Here is a 21,619-nt window from a genome sequence, read left to right on the forward strand (position 1 = left end):
AACAAAAAACTGAAACAAAAGAAGGTTTACCATGGAAAGATTAGCAGATGCACAACCTCTCCTGGAAGACAAAAGCCCCTTTCTCAGGGACCTTGCTGCAAATTTTAAAAAAGGGCAGGTCTTTCAGACAGCTCTTGAGCTTGACGTTTTTGCAAAACTCAAGACCCCAAAATCTCTAGAAGCCATATCCCGGGAAATAGATACAGATGCGAGACTTACTGGCAGGTTTCTGGACGTGCTCGTTGCCCTTGGCCTCCTTGCCAAAAACGACGGAGTCTACATAATACCGGCAGACCTATATCCTTTTCTTGCAACAGGAGAGCCTTATTTTTCAAAGCAGTTGCTCCTGTCAGAAGAAGAACAGCGCAACTGGTTGAACCTGAAAGAACTCTTGAAACAGGGCCCCTTTAAGAAGGAAAAGCCTGATTTTCAATATTTCTATGACAGAGAATCTATGGAATTAATTGCAAGATCAGCCTTGCTCGGAAGGTTGCAAAAGATCCTGAAAATCGTTATCGAACTTCCCGAATTTCAGGAATCGAGGCGCCTGATAGACCTTGGAGGGGGGCATGGTCTCTTTGGGATAGGGCTTGCCCAGGAAAACCAGGACCTGGAAGTGGTTATCTTTGACCGCCCGGGAATAGTAGAACTTTCCAGCGAATTTATTAAGAAATATGGAATGGAAAAGCGCATAAAAACTATAGCAGGGGACTACATCACAGATGAACTGGGGACTGGATATGACCTTGCCCTTGAGATCTCCTCTTTTGAAGGTAACCTGGACCAGGCCAGGCAGTTTTTTCAAAACGTGGAAAAGGCCCTGCGGCCTGGAGGACTTTTCATAATTCAGACCTTTGCAATTGAAGCCAATAGGACCGGCCCTCTGCTCCCTCTTCTTCATGACCTGTATAAAAAGATGGAAGGCCGCAATATGTACATGATGGACAGGGCAGAAATTATAGGAATCCTTGAAGATACCGGATTTGAAGAAGAAACTGTAATCGTATTTCCCAAAGAGATGTCCTCGCAGCTTATTATTGCAAGAAAAAAGAGGGAAAAACTAGAAAATAGTTGAGATAAAAAGAAAAGGATTTAAGAAGTTCTCAAAGTCCAACTTAGAATTTCTGTCGGAACTTGAGGAACCCCTGTCAGGATTTAAAGAACTCCAATCAGGCTTAAAATCCATTTAGAGACTTGAAGAATCAGCTTAAGAATTAAGAATCTATTTCAGGCGTGAAAAACTCAAGGATTTTCTCCGGGCTTTCAAGCACGGTTATCCCCTGCAAACCTTTGACAATCTCAACATTGCGCATATCCACATCCCTGACCAGGACTTCCACAGGCCCGCCTTTGATAGCGCCATAAGGGCAGAGTTCCTTACAGATTCCGCAGCCCTTGCACTTTAGGAGCTCTATCTGGTCTGTAGAGCCATTTTTCTCAGTGATTGCTCCCTGAGGGCAGTTCTCTCTCGGAGGGCATTCTTCACAATGCCTGCACAGTTTCCGGTCAATATTATAGGGCATTTCCGAGATGATTGAACCTTCGATATCCACGGGCACGATGTAAACAGGCACTCTTCCTTTCACAGCTTGAGCAACGGCATTGGTAACAAGGGAATCCGCAATCCCATACGCAATCTTTGAAACCGTGTTTGAGGTTGCAGGCGTAACGAAGAGGGCATCGTACCTGTCAAGACCGAAACGCCCGACCTTTGGAGAACTCGAACCCTGCTCGCTTTCCCGAAAGATTTCTTCAAGGTAGTCTCCTCCGGAGATTTTAACAAGCTTTTGCTCAAGCCCATACATACGTAGCACCTCCTCTGCAGCCCTGGAGATAAATGTGTTTACGGAAACCTCGGGGTTTCGGAGCTTGATTTCCTTGAAGACCTGGTAACTGCGGTCCAGGAAATGTCCGGCACCTGTAATGCCCCACGCAATTCTCTGAAAACTCATGAGAAATAGTCATACCCGAGGAGGATAATATAATTTTCTAAAAAAGGTTCGGAATAATGAAAATGAGAAGTTATAAACTTTAAAAGGGAGCCCTATCAAAGCCAAAAAAAGATTCACAGCCCCAGAACTTCATAAATCAGTTTCATAGCTTTTTTCTCGTTTTCTCCTCCGCATCTGGAAGCCAGCGACTCATAATGACGGATCAGTTCGAGATATTTCTCCTCTCCTGAAAGCTGGTAGCGAGTTGCATGGACAGTAGCCTCAAGCACGGCATTGAAGCCGCGGTTAGGAGCTGGAATTGCTCTCCTGTTCGCCTCACAAAAGCCTGCCCCGAACGGAATGAGGTCGGATACCACAGTCTGTTCCGTATTCTTGAAGTTGGTGCACCTGAAAGCCACCCAAGAAATGGCTGATTTCAGGACAGGGAACTTTTTCCCACCAATATCCACAAAATCGAATTCGGAAGGTTCGATATCAAAAAAGGTGGAACGTACAAGGAGCAGGGAGTCATATACCACGTTTGCTACAAGAAAACCTTCCCGAACCAGGTTTTCCCCGGTTTGGCTGCCTTTGAAAATCCGGACAAAGGTCTTTTTGTTTTTCCTGATAATCCCGATAGGGGCCGCATTGGGAGTCTCAAGCCCCGTACTTACGATTGTCTCAGAGATACCTGCCAGAATCCCATATTCAGAGAGGTCAATATCTGGTTTACAGCTATCTCCGGATTCATCAAATTTTTTCAAAAACGTAGTCCTCCAAGAAGGGCAATAAAAAGCCCTGCAATAATAATATCTGCCGTAGAGCCCGGATTGATCCTTTTCTCCAGAAGCTCGGAATCAAATTCCTGCACTTTAGGAAGAATGGAAGCAGAATCCTTTGCGCTCTTCCCTGAAATTTCCCAATCTGAAAGAAGTTCGCCTGCTCTGGAAGAGACGTAATCTGCAGTTTCGGTATCAAATTTGATCTGGATAAAGGTATCCCTATTCCTTGAAAGCAGTTTCAGAAAAGTGTATACTATAGCCTCATTGATTCCTGTGCCCGAACAGTTGGAAACTGAGCCGCTGGTCAAAGCTTCTGCTCCGCAGTTTCGCGCCTGCATGAACTCAAGAATGCTTCTTGCGCCCTCAAGGCAGCGTCCGAAGCCCGAAGTCCACTCATTTGCAATCAGGTCATATCCCCTGGATATATCCATAAGCTCGTAAAGGGTGACGTCCTTTGCTCTGAGCTCGGCTGTTGAATCCGGATCTCCAAGGCTGAATTCATCTACATCGTTAACTCTGACACCTGCCACTCCAAAAGCCCTGTAGAACTCAACAGCATCCTCACAATCCGTTGCCTGAACAAAAGCGTGTGCACGTGAAGTAAGGGCTTCTAATTCCTCAAGTAAGAGCTTAGAAGGAATTTTTTCGTAGGAATTGAAGAGATCTCCTGCAGCCATTGAAAGTGGGATAAGTAGCAGAAAAGCACCGAAATGGGTATTTCCCCCTTTCTGCCAGGCAGAGCTTTCGCAAACCGCGCTTCTGATAAGTTCACCTACTCCGTCCCTGCTTTTTGCAGCTAGTTCGAGAACAGGATACACGCTTACCGAAGAAGCTACGAAATGCTCAAAGCAGGTATCAGGATAATTATGCTCCCTATCCACGTTTCCTGGCTTAGGAGAGGCCGAAACCTCAAGCAGCATGGCAAGCTGGGCACAGCGAGCAATAAAACTTGAAATCTGTGGGTTTTCTGCCCGTCCAGGTACCGGGCAGGTGAAACCAGTATTAATGGGATTCATTTACCGGAATTCTGGCATGGTCCAGTACGTATTTTGCCAGTTGTTGTTTAAGCTTCATGTATTCTACATCAGAGAGACCGATTGTGTTTAAAACCCCATCCCTGATCCAGCAGGGCTTGGTGATTTTACAGCACCAGACAAGGCTTCCGAAGCATGTGTCTCCGCCGTATTCCAGCATTGTGCCTTTGGCAAAATCAAGCTTTGTCCTGGCGAACTCCTCTGCCGTATATCCCAGTTTTCGGAACTTTTCATGCACAGGACAGGGTTTTACAGGCAGGCAGCAGAAAGCCAGCCCTCTGAAGTCCCCTTCACTGCAAACGTGCTTGGGAGCATTATACCAGCCTATTGATCGCTGGTAAGAGGTAACGTTTTCTACAAGTTCCTGTATAAGCCCGGAATTTTCAAGTACTCCTCTAGCAACAGAGACCATATCAGCTCCTCGGGTAAACATCTCCTTTGCAGCCTCAAAATCCTTGACCGAATTGTTTCCGATCAGGAAGAGTCTTGTGGCGTCCTTGTAATTGAGGATTGCATCAAGATCGGTCCCAAATCCTTCCAGCCCGGCATCAACATGTATGATATCCGCACCCGACTTATCGATAAGCCTTGCAAGTTCGATATCGTCGACCACGTTTGCCCTTACTTTTACTGAAAGCACGACTCCGGTTTCCTTTATCGCCCTGATCCACTTTGAAAGCCTTGGAAGATCATGGAGAAGAGCTTCTCCCAGCCCGACTTTGAGCATTTCGGGCTGCCTGCAGTGAGCGTTTAACTCAAGAATTGCTCCCTCTTCTTTGACAATTTTTGCAGCTTCAATGAGGGGTTCAAGTGTAGCACTCCTGACATTTACTGCTACGGCACTTCCGGATGTTACTGCCCGGATCTCCTCTTTTATAAGTTCCATAGGTTCATCGGAAATGAACTCTTTTCTACCCCGGGCTACGAGAGCTGAGGCAACATCTATTGAAGCCTTATCCAGATTGAAGGCTCCAAGAATTACCAGCCCGGCATTGTTTGCATACTGGTTGGCAAAAGCACTATCGACAGTTCCTGCCATAGGCGCCAGTGCAATGGGGTTTCTAAAACGTACATATCCAATATGCAAATCGAACAGACAATCACTCATGTTTTACCTCTTGAAAAATAAGCCTGCAAAATGACACAAAATATTAGCTACTGCCCGATATTAAAGTACCGATAAGATTTTTTCGGACAAGCCATGGAGACGGAAAAAGTCTATCCATAGCTTATGAATTACAATGCATATATATTAATATTTTGACGCGCCTAAAACACACAAGATTTATATAAATAAAGAAATTGTATACCGATAACTGCCTTGAAAAATTATAAATATAAAATGCAAAAAAATATAAAATAAAAGAGACATCTCGGATTTATAGAAAAACATATTCAGTTATTCACAGATACGATTTTCCAAAAAATATATATAATTAGGAAATATATAGAGGCTACCAAAAGGTAATATGCGAGAGAGGCTGGATGGCTGACGGGCCTTCAGGTCTGAGGAAAGTCTCCCCACCACTCCGGATACACGAACATCTGTAAAGGATGTCGGGCGAGAGCCCGGGCCCTGGCACAGAAACGAGAACCACCCTCTGAAAATGCGATGATGCGAAAGCTGAGGTCTCAGGGAAAGTGGATGAAACGGCGAATCCTCGTGGGTGCAAGTTGGAAATCGGGAGGAAAGAGCATTCCGGACTCTCCCGATTGTTTTAGAAAACGCATAGCCGAATGCCGTCACTGCAAGAGTCTTAAGGACCATTTCCTCTACTGATTGGTGGCAGGAAATCTTTGCAGGAACAGAAGGGAGCTTACGTGCCTCACTCGCATAAACTTACTTTCTTTTCTTCCCTTTTTCTATTCATTTTCTCTCTATTTCGGATTCCTTATTCAGTTTTCTATTCGTTTTTCCTCATCTCGGTTTCTTCATTATCTTTTCTATTCTTTTTATTATTGCTTCTTTATTCATTTTTTCTGTATTCTCATTTTCCTTGTTTTTCCCCATATTATCTTCCTTTATTTTTAAATCAGTCCTTATCGGTTCCTTCCAGTTTAAGAAACTTTATTTTGGAAACAGATTCAATCAGGCAGAAATTCAGTAGTAGCCAACGGATATAATCTTTATAATTTCTATTGACTACCACTTCATCCAGATACTTATCTAAAATATCTCTGTTGCTAACAGCCAGTTTAAAAGAGATCTCAGGAAAGCGATGCATTATTTTCTCCAGTTTAAGAGAACTGGCAAGGTAACTCCCGAATTCCTGCCTGCAGGCGGACTCGTAGGCTTTGAGGCTACTTAACTTCAGACTGTACATAACAAGGTTGGCAACAGTCTCTGCAGCAAGCTGTCCTGATCGGATAGCATATGAAATGCCTTCTCCTGTGAAAGCATCGACAAACCCGGCAGCATCTCCGCTTAAAAGCAGCCTTGAACTGAGAGTTTTTCCTTTTATCCCTCCCTTGGGAATAATATGGGAACGAACTGGAAAGTCACCTGACAAGCCGTTTTCCTCCAGAAAATCCAGCAGTACCTTTTTCGGATGCCCAAGATATTGAGCTGTTCCTACAATACCTGCAGAATAATATCCTGCATGAGGAAAGATCCATCCATATCCTCCTTGTGCAATCCCGAAATGAATATTTATAGTGCTTGGAAACCGACTCCTTATAGTCTCATCTTTATCAGGAATTTCCGACACCAAACCCAGCCCGTATTCTGTTTTTTTATCTCTCGGCCTTACCCTATATTTAAGAGTCCCACCTGAACCTTCTGAAATAAGGACGAACCTTCCCAGATAGGTGTTATCAGTGGTTCGGACTTCAACCCAATCTTCTTTTTCAATCAAGTCCAGAACCTTTTCCCCGGTATGAACCTCAATTCCAGTTTCCCTGGCTTTCTCAAGCAAAAAATTATCAAAAATTTTTCTTGAAATCAGTACGGCTAAGTCCGTTTCTTTCGTTCCTTCTACAAATCGACCTCGAAAATGAACCCTTACCTTTGAGATATTTCTCTCGATTACGGACTCAGGTAGCTTGAAATCCAGGCAAGATAAACCATAAGAAGAAAGAGCTCCCCCGCAGGGTTTGTATCTGGGGAAATTTTCTTTCTCGATTAAAAGGGTTAAAAGTCCCCTTTTCCCGGCTGTCCTTCCTGCCGATGCTCCAGAGGGTCCTCCCCCTACTATAATCAAATCGTACATGCTAAGCCCCCCGCTTACGGAATAAGTGAAACTTTATAAAGGCAGGAGTAAACTGCCCTTAAAATAGATATAATGGCTGGAGCGATAAAAAGGTAAAGGAAAGAAAAAGAGTACTCTAAAAAGTTCTTATTGGTTTTATTACGTGAGCTTGAACCTTATGAAGAAAAAGAGAGAGCAAGCAATTAATGACCAATAAAGATAACCCTTATAATCAATACTTGAATCCATAACATCAAGAGATTTGCTTAAAATCTCTCTGTTTTCTAAACGCCTTCTGAATTACCTGAGTTTGAAGTTTAAAAGACACCAGCGCAGGTAATCCTTATAATCAATCGTGAAATCCATAACCTCAAGATATTTATCAAGCATTTTATTACTTGATGTGAAAATCTTAAATGTCCGGTCAGGGAAACGATGCATTATCTTGGAAAACATAAGCGAATACTTGAGGTGAGTTCCAAACTCATTCCGGCAGAGAGTCTCATATTTGCTTAGATCTTTCAGATTTTTGCCCTGTAGGCAAACCCCTGCAACTGTCTCAGCCGCAAACTGCCCTGAACTGATGGCATAGGCAAGCCCCTCACCTGAAAAAGCATCGACAAATCCGGCAGCATCTCCGCTTAGAAGGACCCTTGAACCCATTACTTTTCGCTTAAGTCCTCCCCAGGGGATCTTGTGCCCGTGAAGTTTATACTCTCCGGAAAAGCCATTTTCCTTCAGAAACTCAAGCATGGACTCTTTCGGATGTGGAAAATCCTTGATAATCCCGCCAATTCCAACGGAATAATAGGTTTTATGAGGGAAAATCCAGCCGTATCCGCCGCCTGCGGCCCCAAAATGCAGTTCCGTGGCTTTTCCCAGGCGCTTTTCAATTTCACTCTCGTCGGCAGGAACTTCAGTGACAAGGCAAATTCCATATTCGTCTTTATTATCCGTGGGCCGTACACAGGTTTTGACAAGTCCTTGAGCGCCTTCTGCAATTATCGCGAATTTTGCCTGGTATGTCCCCTGCCTGGTATCAACTTCAATGCAGTCAGGCATTTCCCTGCAGCACAGAGCTTTTTCTCCTGTATGGACTTCGATCCCCGTTTCTTTTGCCTTTTCAAGAAGGAAATTGTCAAATTTGCTCCTGGATACGAGCACAGATACCCGATGATCCTTGTGTACCTCGATTGATTGATCCCTGAAAATGATCTTTGCCCCTGTAACACCCCATTCAATAATATCCTGAGGAAGTTCAAAATCGAGATAAGACATCGCATGCTCTGAAAGTCCACCTCCGCAAGGTTTGTATCTAGGAAAATTTTCTTTCTCAAGCAGAAGTGTTTTTAGTCCAAGTTTTCCTGCCCTTCTTCCAGCCGAGGCTCCGGAAGGACCACCACCGATAATGATTACATCATACATGCAAGTAGCACCTTCAAAAGACCCTGAAATATCCTCATATTATATGTGTGTAATTGGAAGCATTTAAAGTGTTGATATTAGTTTAAAATTACGATAGAATGGGGAAGGCAAATAAAATGAAAAGAAATTCTGGGTAAATAAGACAGATCATTGGCAAATCAAAGAAAGGTTCTCCTGAGAAATAAGATTGATTTTCAAAATAAATATAGAAGATTTGTTTTTTTATTGATTCAGCTCAATTTTTAAAAGTTTCAAAAACATCAAGGACATTCTGATAATTCACTTCTGTTCCGAAGCAGCCGTCCCTTTCCATAGGAATTCCGTAACTTATAACTCCCTTACCTTTAAGCGCACGCATTACCTTGTTGATTTCGTAATCGCAGGCGATCATAAGGACACCGTCGGCACTTTCCATTTTAAGGATATTCTTTACATAGGAGGAACCTGTAACAATGAATAATCTATACCCATATTTCTCAGCATCTTTTTTCAACTGAGTAAAGACGCATTTCCCGCAGGATTTACACTGTATCCCTGTCTGAGTAGAATAAGCCGGGCAGTCAAGACTCCGCATGCAGTGTGGAGCCAGAAGAATCCTCTTTTTTGTTTTTGCAAAATCAGACTTATAGGCTCGATTTTTCAGAGATGCCATCCATTTATCCAGAACTCGTGTATCGGAAAATTTAAGGAAAATGTTCCTTAGAGGCAAATAAAAAAAATCAAGTACATTTGCGAAAAAGCCTGCAAGGTACACGTTTCTTGTAAGACTTCTTTTACTGACAACCAGAGCTATGCCAGAGAGAATAAGGGAGGTGACGATGAAATAAAAAAGAGTTTTTCCAATGAAATTATACATTGCACATCTCCATTTTTTGAATAATTTCCTCAACATTGGCTTCAGTATTGAAGCAGCCATCCTTTAGAAGAAGAACACCCTGGACTGGAACAAAAGACACAGCCTGCATATCCTCGGAAAGCTCATTATAGCAGGCAACGCCTATACAAGCTTCAGGCCTGTATTCCTTAAAGATTTTTTTAACAAAACTTCCCCCAGGCACTACAAAAACCTGGAAATTGCACCTATCGGCAGCTTCGGAGATTTTTGAAACATCACATAATCCGCATCTTTTGCATTCATACCCGTGAACCGGGTCGCATCTAGCTTTACAGCTCGGATGACGCAGGCATTGAGGAAGAAGCAAAATTTTCTTTCCTTTAACACGCACGAAATCATCATACATGGCAGCATTCCGAACGTCAATGAGGATATCGTCAACAAGGGTATCCCTAATCCTAAAAGCTCTGCAGAGCCATTTTGAAGGGGAATAAAAGAGGTAAAGCATGAACAGAATGAACCCTGGAAAAATAATCCTGTGTTTTTTAACTGAATATGCCCCTATGAACAGAGCGATCCCGATTCCTACAAGAGAAAAAAGAACCAGATATATAAAAATTTTTCCAAGGAATTCATAAGGAATGTACATGTTGATGGGAAAGCAATTATCGGTATTTAAGTTTTGCTATATGAAAATAAAAAGAAAGAAAAGAGAAATAAAGAAAGCTGGAGATCCAGCCTTTACTCTTTTAGCTTACCAGTTTTGAAGTCTAAAACCTCTGCTTTTGCTCAAACCTTTTCTTAAAAGATTTGAAAGGTCAAGCCTTTTTTAAAATGGTTTTACTGAGTTTTGAGGTTTAGAGCCTCTGCAACCAGCTCGATGACATCTTCTACAACAATGTCAGCTTTAAGGGCATCCCGACCATCCGAGAGGTTCCTCTTACAGAAGGGACAAGCACTAGAGAGGATGTCTGCATTGGTTTCAAGGGCGTCCTTAACTCTGGCTTCTCCAATTGCCACAGCAAGATCACCCATTCCTGCCTTTACACCACCTCCAGCTCCGCAACAGCGCTGGAATTCTTTTACCCTGTCCATTTCAACGAACTTAACGCCCGGAATATGGGAGAGCACATACCTGGGAGCATCAAAGACGCCAACATGGCGGCCAAGGTGACAGGGGTCGTGATAGGTAACTGTCTTGTTAATAGACTTTTCCCATTTGATTTTGTCCTCTTTTATCAGGCCTGCGAGGAATTCTGTGATGTGAACAACCTCAAAAGGCAGTTCTTTACCTAGAAGCCTGGGCCAGTCGACCTTTGCAGCACGGAAGCAGCCTGCACATGCAAAGAGAACCTTTTTGGCACCTTTTTTCTGAAGAGCTTCTACGTTATGTTTTGCAGCTTCGTGGGCTACATCCTGGTAACCTATTTGGCCTGTCCTGATAGGGTTTGAACCGCAGCACCATTCTTCTTCCCCAAGCATGGCAAATTTAATGCCCAGCTTGTTAAGCACACGTGAGGTCGCAAAGGCAAGAGAAAGTTGCTTGTATCCTGCAGTACAGCCAGTGAAATAGACAATATCTGCTTTATCTGCAATTTTCACATCTGGGGGAACCCAGGCAAGCCTGTCCTTCTGGTCAAGCATGTAAGCATTATGGTACTGCTTTATTGTTTTAGTTGTACCAGCCAGCTTTCCATAAGGCCCGATTCCTTTCTTGACAAGGTTTGCCCTCATGGCTTCCCAGAGTTCCACGGTGTTAATACCTGCCTCACAAACGGTTCCACAGACACCGCACGTAGTACAACCGTAGATATCGTCTTTGAATTCTTCAAGTTCGGACTGAGGAATTTCCTGCGGACCAAAGAGTTTTGCTTTAAACCCGTAGGACTTGTTCATGAACTGCCTCCAGCGCAGGATTTTATCCCTGGGGGCCAATCCTGGTTTCCCACCGGAAGCGTCATAAGTCGGACACCATTTTACACATTCACCGCAGCGAACGCAGGCGTCAAGCTCCATGAGCTGAACTGCGGTAAGATTCTTCGTATCGATTGAAGGGGTACGTTTTGCCATATTTTTATTCGCCTCCTTTATTTGCAAGAAGTGCAAGTGGCATGGCGATTGCATGAATATATTTAGTGTATGGGATACATGCGATACAGAAGATCAGGGAAAATATAGAATGGAAGAGCGCTGCCGGTGGTGCTACTGAGGGGTCAAGCCCAAAGCTCCAGATAAATCCTGTTCGGATTCCATCGGCGAGAAAACCGGAAATCGTAACTATGAAAATGACTCCGAGCAAGACCCAATCATACATAATGGAAGCTTCCCTGACTTCAGAGACAAACAGCCTTCTTACTATTGCTATAAGAAGCCCGATAAGCAGGATATACCCAAAGATATAGTTCGGAATGGCGAGCATATCTCTAAACTCGGCGGGGGTAAACGGGAGTTCGATTCCGATCTTTTCGATCATTTCGACTGAAAACATCAACCCTGACAGGGCAAAGAGGGTCATCCAGCCTCCAAAAATACATAAGTGCATGATCCAGCGAATAGGGCTTCTCTTGAGAATTCTCCTCTGGAAGAGAATGTCAAGTATGAGAATTTCCAGAATAGGCTTTCCATGTCCGTTATGGGGTTTTGCTGTTACCTGCTTCCACCAGGTTTTTAAGAATGTGATCGCACTTCCTTTTTTTCCTTCCTGAGGTTCAAGAGCATAACCTGTGACTCCTGTCCCCCATTTCTGGAAGTCAGTTATCAGACCATATAAGAAAATTACAAGGGCTATTGCACTGAATATCATAATCTGGACAAACGTCATTCTTAGTGCATCCGAGAGCCCAGAAAAATAAAGCATTTCCTCACTGATAGTTTATTCCTCCTATGTACGAATCAAAAACTGGGGACTAGTACTGCTTTTACAATTGTCACGTTACAGAACATCAATGATAGTAAAGACAGAATGATAGCCGTAGCGACTGTCTGCATAAGGTTTGTATAGTCTGTTAGTGTTTGTATCTATTATATTTAAACATTATCTTTATTAAACAGAAGATTAAAAAGCCCACTGAGTCGCAAAAATGAGTGGAGTGAAAGTACTCAAACGAGAAAGAAAAAAACGAAAATTATAAAATAATAGTTAAATTATAATAAATAAATAATAAAATAATCTTATAGAATTCTTCCAGACGGAAGAAATAAAAAATTAGGCGGCAAAAAAGTAAAAAGTGAAAATGAAGAAAAAGAAAAAGTCAATTACAAATCTTTTCAAAAAGGCTTGATGTTGGTCCGTTTGAAAAGCTCTCTGAAAGCCAGGAGAACTTTTTACAATCCGATCTCTTCTTTGAATTTTTCAAGCCCGATCTCGTCAATTACTTCTCCGATTCTTCTTGGCCTTGGGTATCCTTTGTAGAAGTTAATTATCCTTTCAACAAGATCTAGAGCCTGCTCTTCGGAAAGGTCTTTTGCCACTACACTTCCTAGTCTAGGGCGGGGTCCTGCACTGCCACCAACGGATAAAGTAAAACCCTTTGCCGTACCCATGAGCCCTATATCCTTAATCATAGGTTCGGAGCACGAGTTCTGGCAGCCGGAAACCCCCATTTTTAACTTGGAAGGAAGCTGCATCCCGTGGTACTTTTCATCAAGCTTTAATCCAAGACCGACTGAATCCTGTTTGCCTCTCTTGCAGAAAGTAGTGCCAGGACAAATTTTAACACTGCGGACACAGAGTCCTATAGCAGCTCCGGGTTTTAGATTTAGTTCTCCCCATGCCGCGTCCAGATCTTCTTCTTTTAATCCTACAATTGCAATCCTCTGGGCCGAGGTAATCTTAAGGGCTGCAGCCCCATACTTTTCTGCAATATCAGCTATTTTTCTAAGCGTTTCAGGATATACGATTCCTCCAGGAATATGGGGAGCAATTGCATACGTTTCGCCATCTCTTTGCAGGATTGCAGCTTTCTCGGGAAGATCACCTTTAACATACTCACGACTAACCATATTATACATTCCTCCAACTCAATTGATCCATGTTTACTTCAAGATTGTTTAGTTTACTCTTTATTTCAAATTTGTTCGATTTAATATTTTATTTTCAAAATTTGTTTGATTTGATGTCTGTTTCACAATTTTATTGTTACTAGTCTTAGATTTAACATCATTATTTAAGCCTAAGACCGGCGTCGAAAATCGGAAGCAAAAGCTAAATTCATAGATCAGAGCTGACCGATTACTGAATCAATTAACAGACACAGCGAGTTTTTGATTCAGCTCCCCCTGAAATTAGACCCCAATACAGAAGGTGAAGAATCCGATATTCCACCACTTATCCGGATTGAATATATCTAGAATCCGGGAAAAGATTTCAGACCCAGAGACTATATTACTCGAAATAATATAAAACTGTATGCCTGATGCAACCCAGCTTTTTATAATTAACCAACCGAATTACGGTAAGCAGTGCAGCTAATTATTAAACTTATATTTAAAAATTATAAATATGGAAAAAAGAAGGATCAAAAGATCCGTTTTTCTTTACTGCTGTTTTTTCAGCCTTTCAAGGAATCCATTAAGACCTGCTTTATGCCTGGCTTCGTCCAAAGATGCTCTCTCAAAGAAAAGAGCAGCTCTTGTATTGCCCTCTTTCCTAGCTAGTTCTGCAGCTTCAGCTTTCTCGACTTCGGCTTTACTCTCTCCTTCAAGCATCATTTCCAGATTTTCAAGGGTTGTTTCTTTAACAAGTCCGAGAATTTCAGCTACTTCAGTAGCATGCCATGCCTCGTCCATGGCGATCTGGCGGAGATAAACTGCAACATCAGCAAATCCTTCCCTCTCGGCAATCTTTGACATTGCAAGATACCAGCCAACCTCGGTCGTTTCTCCTTTAAATGTATTTTTTAAAATCTGTTCAAGAGTCATTTAATCACCATTTCTTATTAAAAATAACTATATTTATAATTTAAACATAGAACAATCTTTGAACTTAAACTTTAGATGCAGTTGAAGCCAATATAGTAACTGAACCTGTGGTTTGATTTTTCCACCTCATCTGCCAACTTAAGACTTAATATATCTGAGTATATAGATAAGATTTCTGAATTAAAGAAGAGAAGAAATTAAAAAGAAAACAAGGACTAAAAAATCAAATTTAAAACAGGGAAGGAATGAAACAAGAAAAAGAGATCACAACAAGACCTTACAAGCCCAATAGACTAACAACAATGAGGCAGAAATATATGGAAAAATAATTTTGGAAAAATAATCTGCATGAAAATATATATTGATGAGAAGAAATGTACAGGCTGTGGTAAATGCAAGGCCGCCTGCCCGAAAGGTCCGAGGGTTTACTCAATAGAAGAGAAGCACGGAAGAAAGGTCTGTGTCTTAAAGGACCCGTCCTACTGCCTTGGTTGCAAAATGTGTGTGACTGTCTGTATGGAAGATGCAATCACACTTGAAAACTGATTTTAAAAAGGATTGAGAAAATTGTCACTTGAGATTCGTATAATACTTGTAGAGCCTATGTACCAGGGAAATGTCGGATCCGTTGCAAGAGCAATGAAAAACTTCGGATATACTGATCTTGTGCTTGTAAATCCCTGTAAACTCGAAGGGGAAGCAAGAGCCATGTCATCCCATGCAAGAGACGTCCTTGAAGGAGCAAGAATTACCTCAACGCTTGAAGAGGCCGTAAAAGGCGCAAGCCTGAAAATAGGAACTACTGGAGTAACAAGCTTGAAAACTGGAGAGCACATCCGGCTTCCACTTTATACCTCCAGAGAACTCAAAGAGAAACTTAAAGATTGTAGCGGGACAATTGCAATTCTTTTTGGGCGTGAAGATGCCGGTTTCCGGAATGATGAGCTCAAAAGTTTTGATATGCTCTTTACGATTCCAACTTCTGAAATTTATCCTATTATGAATCTTTCACATGCCGTTGCAGTGGTGCTTTACGAACTCTCAGATCTGGAAGGAGGAAATAATCCCCTTGCCGATGGGTTTGATCTCCAGCTTCTATACGAGCATCTAGGAGAACTGCTGGAGGAAATCGACTATCCCCCCCATAAAAAAGATAAAACTTTTTTGATGCTGCGGAGAATATTCGGAAGAGCAGGACTAACCTCGAGGGAAGTTCAGACTTTACGGGGCATAATAAGAAAAACCGAAAGAAAAATGGGATATGCATTAAAAGAGTCTGATAGCCATGAAACAGAAGCTTCGGAAAGCATGGAAAAGTTCATATGAGAATAAACCTGTTTTTACATCAGGATTTATGATACGTATTTTTAACTTTTTTTAAAATATTTTTTAAACAGAAAATCTTGTAACGAAGAGTGAAAATTTTACCTAAAGCCAGATAGAGAACGATATGACTGAAACAGAAAGCAAGTGGGATGAAAGGCTAAAAAGGTTTTTTAAAGACTATTACTGGAATGAAATTCTCCAGCTTGCAAACGAGTATCCAGATCAGCGAAGCCTTGGTGTGGATTTTACAGATATCGAGAAGTTTGACAGAGAGCTCTCAAAAGAGTTTCTTGAACATCCGGGAGAACTTATACAGGCGGCTGAAGCTGCCCTGAAAGAAATCGACCTTCCTGTTGAGAAAAGCCTTGAACATGCTCATGTAAGGATAATAAAAATCCCGAATAGAGTATCTATAAGGGAGCTCAGAAGCAAACATCTCTCCAAATTTGTCGCAATCGAGGGAATGATAAGGAAAGCAACAGAAGTGAGGCCAAGGATTACTAAAGCTGCCTTCCAGTGCCTCAGATGCGGACATGTGACTATTGCGGAGCAAAACAGCTTCAAATTCGAAGAGCCCTTTGCAGGCTGTGAAGAAGAAACCTGTGGAAAGAAAGGGCCTTTCAAGGTAATAATTGAGGATTCCACCTTTATCGATGCTCAGAAGCTCCAGATTCAGGAATCACCTGAAAACCTCAAAGGTGGTTCACAGCCCCAGAGTCTTGAGGTAGACTCTGAAGATGATCTGACAGGAAATGTCACTCCTGGAGACAGGGTCATAATTAACGGAATTCTGAGATCCAGACAGCGCACCCTGAAAGATGGAAAATCTACATTCTATGACCTTGTGCTTGAAGCAAATTCTATAGAGCAACTGGATAAAGATTACGACGAACTTGAAATAACTGCTGAAGATGAGGAACAGATTCTTGAGCTTTCCCGTGACCCTGAAATCTACAAAAAAATTGTCGGCTCTGTTGCGCCTTCGATCTATGGGTACGAAGAAATAAAAGAAGCCCTCGCCCTTCAATTATTTTCGGGCGTTGTGAAAAACCTTCCTGACGGTTCCAGAATAAGGGGCGATATCCATGTTATGCTTGTAGGAGACCCTGGAATTGCAAAATCCCAGCTTCTGCGCTATGTGGTCAAACTTTCTCCCAGAGGAGTTTTTACTTCAGGGCGTAGTGCGTCAGCAAGCGGTTTGACTGCTGCTGCTGTAAAAGACGACCTAAACGACGGCAGATGGACAATTGAAGGCGGTGCCCTTGTCATGGCTGACATGGGAATCGCTGCTGTTGATGAAATGGATAAAATGAAAACAGAGGATAAAAGCGCCCTGCACGAGGCAATGGAACAGCAGACCATAAGTATTGCCAAAGCAGGGATCATTGCCACGCTTAAATCCCGTTGTGCTCTCCTGGGAGCTGCAAATCCGAAATATGGACGTTTTGATAGGTACGAAGGCCTTGCAGAGCAGATAAGCATGCCTCCCGCCCTGCTTTCCCGTTTTGATCTTATATTTGTTTTGCTTGATACTCCTGACCATAGTTTGGATACCAGAATTGCTAACCATATTCTACAATCTCATTATGCAGGAGAACTTTTCGAGCAACGGGAAAAACTTCCTGGCTCCCATATTACGGAAGATTTTGTCGACGCTGAAATGGAGGTTATTGAACCTGTCATACAGCCTGAAATCATGAGAAAATATGTTGCATACGCCCGCAAGAACGTATTTCCTGTAATGGAGGAAGATGCGAGGGTTTACCTCATAAATTTCTACACGGATCTCAGAAAAACAGGAGAGAGCAAAAATACCCCTGTGCCCGTAACTGCCAGACAGCTTGAGGCACTTGTTCGCCTCTCTGAAGCAAGCGCAAGAGTCCGCTTGAGCAATACAGTCACGCTTGAGGATGCAAAAAGAACTATCAGAATAACTATGAATTGCCTGAAAAACGTAGGTGTTGACCCCGAGACCGGAGCTCTTGATGCAGATATAATCGCTTCTGGCACAAGCATGAGCCAGAGAAATAAGATAAAGATTCTGAAAGATATGATTAAAAAAGTCTGTGAGAGATATCCGGGAAAGGAAGGAGCCCCATTGGAAGAAGTATATGCAGAAGCTGAAAGAGAGCATGGAATTGATAGAACTCATGCAGAAGATATCATAAAGAAAATGGTAGCCAAAGGAGACCTTTTCAAACCAAATCTAGAACACATAAAAGCTGTTAAATAAATTTACAACACAAAGAGCTTCAAGATATCAAATATCTTCTAAGACATTAAAGTTGATAAATCAGCTACAGATAAAATAAAGACGGTTAAGCTGTAAATACTAAAAGGGCAATACTATTTAAAAGGGAGAGTATGTATATAAAGATTTATAAAAATGGGGAGCATGTCCTTGTTGCGGCCTGCGATAAGGAAGTGCTCGGAAAGACCCTGAAACACGGTAAAACCGTAGTGGAGATCAGCAGGGCCTTTTATGAAGGGGAATGCGTTTCCGAAGAAGAACTCAAGAAAGCCCTTGAAGAAGCTACAACTGCAAATCTTTTTGGAGAAAAAACAATCGAGTTCGCCATAAAATGTGGGTTAATTGATCCTGATTCAGTGATAGTGATTGATGGCGTACCTCACGCCCAGATATTCAGGGTTTAATCCGACAATATTATCGGACTGATCCCCAGGAGAGACTGAGTCAGTGAAAGTCAAGCCACTGGCTTTCAGGGCTGATTATATACCGGAATAGAGCAACATAGTATAAAATAAAAATTCAGATCGTGATACAGTGACTGAGAACATTGACGAAGCCGGAATCAGAGTGCTGACCGAAGAGGAGCTGATCTCCGCAGTTGTGGAAAAACACAGGCGGTTTCTGGAAGAAGATAAAAAAGAATTTGGAGAACTGGGCATCAGGCTGAACCAGGTCGAAGAAGCTGCAAAAAACGCAAAGAATTCCAGAATCCGGATGGAGGAGAGAAAAGAAGTCCTCAAGGAGAAGCGCCAGCAGTTTTACCATCAGACCGAGGCTCTCCTTGAAAAAGATGTCTTCCCTAAGCTTGACCCGACTACTGTAAGTAAAGTCAAGGAAGAACTCAAAAAACTCAAAGGGCAGATCGAACCCGAAGAGGAGAAGAGACTTAAAGACTCATTTATGGAAAACCTGCGTGAAATTATTCGGGCAGCCGGACTTGGAGAAAACGTCCTCCTGCAAACCGATGCCAGAATGGAGGAAGCCAGGAATTCAAATCTGGAACTAAATGAACTAATACAGTCGGGAAAGCAACTTGCAGAGGATGACGGCAGCAAGAGTGAAGAGATTTCTAAAAGCAAATCCCAGCATAAATGGCTCAGCACCAAAATAAAAAACCACGAGGAAGCCCTGAATTACTGGGAAAAGTTGAAAGTATAACCCTTTTTCGAAAATACGCTGGAGATAGTACATGACCAACGACGTTTCAAGCACAGAAATTGCAACGGCCGACCTTTCAAACCTTAACGAACGGGAGCTGAAGGGCAAGGTAAACGAGCTCAGGAGCAGGATAGAGAAAAGCGAAAGGCAGTTGGCTTCGATTTTTAAGGAATTGAAGATTAACAGGACCGATATCGACGGACTAAGGGAAAAGAGAGACTCTCTGAATCATCAGGTTAAGGAAAAGGTTGCAAAAGCACAAGAACTAAGGGATAAAAGGGACGAGATCAACAAAGCAATTAGTGAGTACAAGGAAAAAAGAAGTGATGTGAATTCAAAGACTCAAGAACTGTTTTCAGGGATTGCAGAACTCAAGGAACAGAGGGACGAATGCAATAAATGTTCCCACGGAAGTGTGGAATCTCTCACGAAAGCTTATGAAGCCGAGCTTGACGCTTTTCTTAATAAAGAACTGCCTTTAGCAGTGGAAATTAAAATATTCCAGAAATTGAATGATCTCAGTAAACGCCTGCAAGCTGCAAAGAAGGCAAATAAACTACATGCGCAAATCCAGGATAGTTATAAAGAGTCAAAAGGAATCCATAAGAAAGGGGATGAAATCCATGAAAAGATCCAGGCTCTTTCAGACGAATCTCAGGCCTGCCACCTGGAAATGCTAGAAAATTTCAAATCTGCTGATGAAATTCGAAAAGAAGCTAATACATACCATGCCCAGCTTACGGATAAAATCACGAATATAAACTCAATTAAAGAAAAAATTGATCCGCTCAAGACCAGCATTGCCAATAATAGGAAAGAACTTTCCTTATATCTGGATAGGTTAAAAGATTTACAGCTTACAAAAGAAGAGCACAAAGTAAGCCAGAAACACAGTGATGCCCGCGAAAAGCTTCAGAAAAACGCTCGTATGAGTCTTGAAGATCTCAAACTCCTCATCGAAAAAGGGGACGTTAAATTCTCCAATGAGTGAAAACTCGGGAAACCGGCGACAAAAATCAGTTTCAGGAAAAATGTCCCCGGTTTATTCCTTTTAAATGAGTTTTCTCTCACCACTTTTATCCGATTTCCTTTGTTATTCAATTTAAATTAATCTGTTTTTCAGTTATTAAGAAGTTATTTTTTCTTCCCTTTTCCTGCAAAGAAACCTGTCACCAGAAGCACGGTTCCCAGCCCAAGGAGAAAAATAGGCATATCAAAACCCTTGACTTGAGTTTCTAGTTCAGGGTCGATGGAAGAGGCATTATTCGAAGTATTTTCAAGCGATTCGGCTGGCATTTGAGGCGCAGGAAGCTTGGTATCAAGATACTGGTATACAGGTGAGAACTTCACAAGTACTCCATCGGCTCCCTTGTATATCGTATCCACGGTCAGATTAAAGATTTCGGTAGAATTCTTAGAATACACAAACTGAGAGCCTTCAGTAACTATATCATCCTGAAGGAGAACTCCATTTCTGCTAAGTTCAATCCAGATTCTTTTGCCTTCAGTATCTGTGCCCTTTATATAAAGTTGATAATCCTGTGAAAAGTTATGAGCATCACCCGACCTTACATAAATCTCTCCTCCGTTGATGATAATGATGGAAAGCCTGTCTTCATTGTCAGCAACAATAGAAAGCCTTTCGTCATCGTCAGCAGCTAAAGCAGGTGACATGGAGTAAAAAAATACTGAGAAGCATAGGGAGATAAGGAGGCAAAAGAAAAATAGAGAAACAAGGTTTGTCTCTTTAACCTCCTTTATTCCTTGTTTATCTGGGACGCGCATAAATGCATCTGCCTGCAATAATTTCTTCTTTGGTATCGTCGGCTTTTCTTATTACTAGAGCTCCGTCGGGGGTTATTCCTACGGCTTTACCTTCTATAATTCGTGAAGGTGTAGTGACCTTAACCTCTTTTCCGATGGTATCGGAAAGAGCAAGCCAGTCATTGAGAATGTGTGAAAAAGGCTGGGTCTTGAAATTTATGTACTGCTGCTCAAGCTCGAAAAGAAAATCTTGAAGGAACGAGACCCTTTTGATATGCCTTCCAAGCTCGGTTTTTAATGTTGTGGAGCCTGCACGGATAGATTCAGGGATATCTTTTAAATCCATATTTACGTTAATCCCTATTCCCAGCACAACATAGTCCACTCTATCCACTTCAGCTTTTGCCTCAGTAAGAATTCCACAGACCTTCTTTCCATTAATGCGAACGTCGTTTGGCCATTTGATACGGGCATCAAGGCCCATACTACGAATAACATTTGCAACCGCAAGCCCTGCGACCAGAGTAAGCCTTGAAGCATGCCTCAGAGGAATTCCAGGCTTTAGGATCACAGACATCCAGATCCCACCATGAGGAGAGATCCATTCCCTGCCCATCCTGCCGCGACCACCCTTCTGGACTTCAGCAATCACAAGAGTGCCTTCTTCTTCGGATGCTGCAATTTCTTTTGCAATGCTATTTGTAGAAGTTACCTCTTCAAAATACTGGATTTTTTTCCCTAGAAGAGTTGTCTTGAGCCCCATCTGGATTTCTTCCGGGTACAGGAGTTGAGGTACGGATTTCAGAACATATCCCCTTTTTGGAGATGATTCTATCTCATAACCATCAGCCTGAAGGGACTTGATATACTTCCAGACCATCGTCCTTGAGATCCCTAACTTTAGCCCCAATTCCTCTCCGGAAACAGGACTTTTCTGTGCATCTTTAAGTGCCTTGATAATTCGAGATCTTTTATCTCCCATCCGTGCACCCCATACAACTGTAT

The 21,619-nt window shown here is 42.3% G+C and carries 21 protein-coding genes and 1 other RNA gene; 8 read left to right on the forward strand and 14 right to left on the reverse strand.

All coding sequences use genetic code 11. The features are described from left to right. The first annotated feature begins 31 nt into the window (after positions 1 to 31). Positions 32 to 1,075, forward strand: coding sequence for a methyltransferase (locus tag BP549_RS03535; RefSeq protein WP_292378166.1), 1,044 nt, complete (start codon positions 32 to 34; stop codon positions 1,073 to 1,075). A gap of 139 nt (positions 1,076 to 1,214) precedes the next feature. On the opposite strand, the gene BP549_RS03540 is transcribed toward BP549_RS03535, so the two are convergent. The 4 genes from BP549_RS03540 to BP549_RS03555 all read right to left on the reverse strand — a co-directional run bounded on the left by BP549_RS03540 (position 1,215) and on the right by BP549_RS03555 (position 4,855). After that, a complete protein-coding gene (locus BP549_RS03540) occupies positions 1,215 to 1,952 on the reverse strand; it encodes a dihydromethanopterin reductase (acceptor) (RefSeq protein ID WP_292371878.1) in 738 nt (245 codons plus the stop codon). 113 nt (positions 1,953 to 2,065) lie between these two features. Further along, positions 2,066 to 2,695, reverse strand: coding sequence for a DUF447 domain-containing protein (locus tag BP549_RS03545; RefSeq protein WP_292378168.1), 630 nt, complete (start codon positions 2,693 to 2,695; stop codon positions 2,066 to 2,068). Further along, positions 2,692 to 3,729 (reverse strand): triphosphoribosyl-dephospho-CoA synthase, encoded by a 1,038-nt coding sequence (locus tag BP549_RS03550; RefSeq protein ID WP_292378170.1) that lies wholly within the window; start codon positions 3,727 to 3,729, stop codon positions 2,692 to 2,694. The genes BP549_RS03545 and BP549_RS03550 overlap by 4 nt, the downstream gene beginning before the upstream one ends. After that, on the reverse strand, positions 3,716 to 4,855 hold the full coding sequence (locus tag BP549_RS03555) for a methanogenesis marker 9 domain-containing protein (protein ID WP_292378173.1): 1,140 nt from the start codon (positions 4,853 to 4,855) through the stop codon (positions 3,716 to 3,718). The genes BP549_RS03550 and BP549_RS03555 overlap by 14 nt, the downstream gene beginning before the upstream one ends. Positions 4,856 to 5,220: 365 nt before the next feature. On the opposite strand from BP549_RS03555, the gene rnpB reads away from it, so the two are divergent. Further along, positions 5,221 to 5,579, forward strand: an RNA gene (gene rnpB, locus BP549_RS03560) — RNase P RNA component. A 201-nt stretch (positions 5,580 to 5,780) separates the two neighbouring features. Here the strand turns inward: rnpB and BP549_RS03565 are convergent. The 8 genes from BP549_RS03565 to BP549_RS03600 form a co-directional block, all read right to left on the reverse strand. Further along, positions 5,781 to 6,956 carry a geranylgeranyl reductase family protein gene (locus BP549_RS03565; RefSeq protein ID WP_292378176.1) on the reverse strand — a complete coding sequence of 392 codons (1,176 nt, stop codon included), beginning with the start codon at positions 6,954 to 6,956 and terminating at the stop codon, positions 5,781 to 5,783. A gap of 279 nt (positions 6,957 to 7,235) precedes the next feature. Further along, positions 7,236 to 8,360 (reverse strand): geranylgeranyl reductase family protein, encoded by a 1,125-nt coding sequence (locus BP549_RS03570; protein ID WP_292371889.1) that lies wholly within the window; start codon positions 8,358 to 8,360, stop codon positions 7,236 to 7,238. A 235-nt stretch (positions 8,361 to 8,595) separates the two neighbouring features. Then, positions 8,596 to 9,216, reverse strand: a complete 621-nt coding sequence (locus BP549_RS03575) for a DUF116 domain-containing protein (RefSeq protein ID WP_292371891.1) — start codon at positions 9,214 to 9,216, stop codon at positions 8,596 to 8,598. Continuing rightward, entirely contained in the window at positions 9,209 to 9,844 is a 636-nt protein-coding gene (locus BP549_RS03580; RefSeq protein WP_292371894.1) for a DUF116 domain-containing protein, read from the reverse strand. Before BP549_RS03580 ends, BP549_RS03575 begins: the two co-directional genes overlap by 8 nt. A gap of 191 nt (positions 9,845 to 10,035) precedes the next feature. Continuing rightward, positions 10,036 to 11,265: a dihydromethanophenazine:CoB--CoM heterodisulfide reductase subunit HdrD gene (hdrD, locus tag BP549_RS03585; RefSeq protein ID WP_292371896.1), complete on the reverse strand. Its 1,230-nt coding sequence runs from the start codon at positions 11,263 to 11,265 to the stop codon at positions 10,036 to 10,038. 4 nt (positions 11,266 to 11,269) lie between these two features. Then, entirely contained in the window at positions 11,270 to 12,052 is a 783-nt protein-coding gene (gene hdrE / locus BP549_RS03590; RefSeq protein WP_292371898.1) for a dihydromethanophenazine:CoB--CoM heterodisulfide reductase subunit HdrE, read from the reverse strand. A gap of 467 nt (positions 12,053 to 12,519) precedes the next feature. After that, entirely contained in the window at positions 12,520 to 13,197 is a 678-nt protein-coding gene (locus BP549_RS03595; protein WP_292371900.1) for an NAD(P)/FAD-dependent oxidoreductase, read from the reverse strand. 534 nt (positions 13,198 to 13,731) lie between these two features. Beyond that, complete coding sequence (locus BP549_RS03600; protein WP_292371902.1) at positions 13,732 to 14,115, reverse strand: ferritin-like domain-containing protein; 384 nt, start codon at positions 14,113 to 14,115, stop codon at positions 13,732 to 13,734. Between the two features lie 348 nt (positions 14,116 to 14,463). Here BP549_RS03600 and BP549_RS03605 point away from each other — a divergent pair, with 348 nt between their 5' ends. The 6 genes from BP549_RS03605 (at position 14,464) to BP549_RS03630 (ending at position 19,841) form a co-directional block, all read left to right on the forward strand. Then, a complete protein-coding gene (locus BP549_RS03605; protein ID WP_292378179.1) occupies positions 14,464 to 14,661 on the forward strand; it encodes an ATP-binding protein in 198 nt (65 codons plus the stop codon). A gap of 21 nt (positions 14,662 to 14,682) precedes the next feature. Continuing rightward, entirely contained in the window at positions 14,683 to 15,441 is a 759-nt protein-coding gene (locus BP549_RS03610) for an RNA methyltransferase (protein WP_292378181.1), read from the forward strand. Between the two features lie 124 nt (positions 15,442 to 15,565). Further along, the gene (locus BP549_RS03615; protein WP_292378184.1) at positions 15,566 to 17,674 is read left to right on the forward strand and encodes a minichromosome maintenance protein MCM; all 2,109 of its coding nucleotides are present in this window, start codon (positions 15,566 to 15,568) and stop codon (positions 17,672 to 17,674) included. Positions 17,675 to 17,805: 131 nt separating this feature from the next. After that, positions 17,806 to 18,096: a DUF424 domain-containing protein gene (locus BP549_RS03620; RefSeq protein WP_292371908.1), complete on the forward strand. Its 291-nt coding sequence runs from the start codon at positions 17,806 to 17,808 to the stop codon at positions 18,094 to 18,096. Between the two features lie 130 nt (positions 18,097 to 18,226). After that, on the forward strand, positions 18,227 to 18,850 hold the full coding sequence (locus BP549_RS03625) for a hypothetical protein (RefSeq protein ID WP_292378186.1): 624 nt from the start codon (positions 18,227 to 18,229) through the stop codon (positions 18,848 to 18,850). A gap of 31 nt (positions 18,851 to 18,881) precedes the next feature. Then, on the forward strand, positions 18,882 to 19,841 hold the full coding sequence (locus BP549_RS03630) for a coiled-coil protein (RefSeq protein WP_292378188.1): 960 nt from the start codon (positions 18,882 to 18,884) through the stop codon (positions 19,839 to 19,841). Between the two features lie 143 nt (positions 19,842 to 19,984). Here BP549_RS03630 and BP549_RS03635 read toward each other — a convergent pair whose 3' ends face one another. Together BP549_RS03635 and BP549_RS03640 are read right to left on the reverse strand one after the other, a co-directional pair. Further along, positions 19,985 to 20,524 (reverse strand): S-layer protein domain-containing protein, encoded by a 540-nt coding sequence (locus BP549_RS03635; RefSeq protein WP_292378190.1) that lies wholly within the window; start codon positions 20,522 to 20,524, stop codon positions 19,985 to 19,987. A gap of 94 nt (positions 20,525 to 20,618) precedes the next feature. Continuing rightward, positions 20,619 to 21,596: a biotin--[acetyl-CoA-carboxylase] ligase gene (locus tag BP549_RS03640; protein WP_292378192.1), complete on the reverse strand. Its 978-nt coding sequence runs from the start codon at positions 21,594 to 21,596 to the stop codon at positions 20,619 to 20,621. Positions 21,597 to 21,619: the final 23 nt, after the last annotated feature.

Source organism: Methanosarcina sp. UBA289 (assembly GCA_002496565.1).
Taxonomy (GTDB): Archaea; Halobacteriota; Methanosarcinia; order Methanosarcinales; family Methanosarcinaceae; genus Methanosarcina.

Coding starts and splice junctions, on each gene's coding strand:
- BP549_RS03550 (WP_292378170.1), bottom strand. CDS start 3,729: ATGAATCCCATTAATACTGGTTTCACCTGCCCGGTACCTGGACGGGCA.
- BP549_RS03605 (WP_292378179.1), top strand. CDS start 14,464: ATGAAAATATATATTGATGAGAAGAAATGTACAGGCTGTGGTAAATGC.
- BP549_RS03570 (WP_292371889.1), bottom strand. CDS start 8,360: ATGTATGATGTAATCATTATCGGTGGTGGTCCTTCCGGAGCCTCGGCT.
- BP549_RS03620 (WP_292371908.1), top strand. CDS start 17,806: ATGTATATAAAGATTTATAAAAATGGGGAGCATGTCCTTGTTGCGGCC.
- BP549_RS03640 (WP_292378192.1), bottom strand. CDS start 21,596: ATGGGAGATAAAAGATCTCGAATTATCAAGGCACTTAAAGATGCACAG.
- BP549_RS03540 (WP_292371878.1), bottom strand. CDS start 1,952: ATGAGTTTTCAGAGAATTGCGTGGGGCATTACAGGTGCCGGACATTTC.
- BP549_RS03565 (WP_292378176.1), bottom strand. CDS start 6,956: ATGTACGATTTGATTATAGTAGGGGGAGGACCCTCTGGAGCATCGGCA.
- BP549_RS03575 (WP_292371891.1), bottom strand. CDS start 9,216: ATGTATAATTTCATTGGAAAAACTCTTTTTTATTTCATCGTCACCTCC.
- hdrD (WP_292371896.1), bottom strand. CDS start 11,265: ATGGCAAAACGTACCCCTTCAATCGATACGAAGAATCTTACCGCAGTT.
- BP549_RS03535 (WP_292378166.1), top strand. CDS start 32: ATGGAAAGATTAGCAGATGCACAACCTCTCCTGGAAGACAAAAGCCCC.
- BP549_RS03600 (WP_292371902.1), bottom strand. CDS start 14,115: ATGACTCTTGAACAGATTTTAAAAAATACATTTAAAGGAGAAACGACC.
- BP549_RS03595 (WP_292371900.1), bottom strand. CDS start 13,197: ATGGTTAGTCGTGAGTATGTTAAAGGTGATCTTCCCGAGAAAGCTGCA.
- BP549_RS03630 (WP_292378188.1), top strand. CDS start 18,882: ATGACCAACGACGTTTCAAGCACAGAAATTGCAACGGCCGACCTTTCA.
- BP549_RS03555 (WP_292378173.1), bottom strand. CDS start 4,855: ATGAGTGATTGTCTGTTCGATTTGCATATTGGATATGTACGTTTTAGA.
- BP549_RS03635 (WP_292378190.1), bottom strand. CDS start 20,524: ATGTCACCTGCTTTAGCTGCTGACGATGACGAAAGGCTTTCTATTGTT.
- hdrE (WP_292371898.1), bottom strand. CDS start 12,052: ATGCTTTATTTTTCTGGGCTCTCGGATGCACTAAGAATGACGTTTGTC.
- BP549_RS03615 (WP_292378184.1), top strand. CDS start 15,566: ATGACTGAAACAGAAAGCAAGTGGGATGAAAGGCTAAAAAGGTTTTTT.
- BP549_RS03580 (WP_292371894.1), bottom strand. CDS start 9,844: ATGTACATTCCTTATGAATTCCTTGGAAAAATTTTTATATATCTGGTT.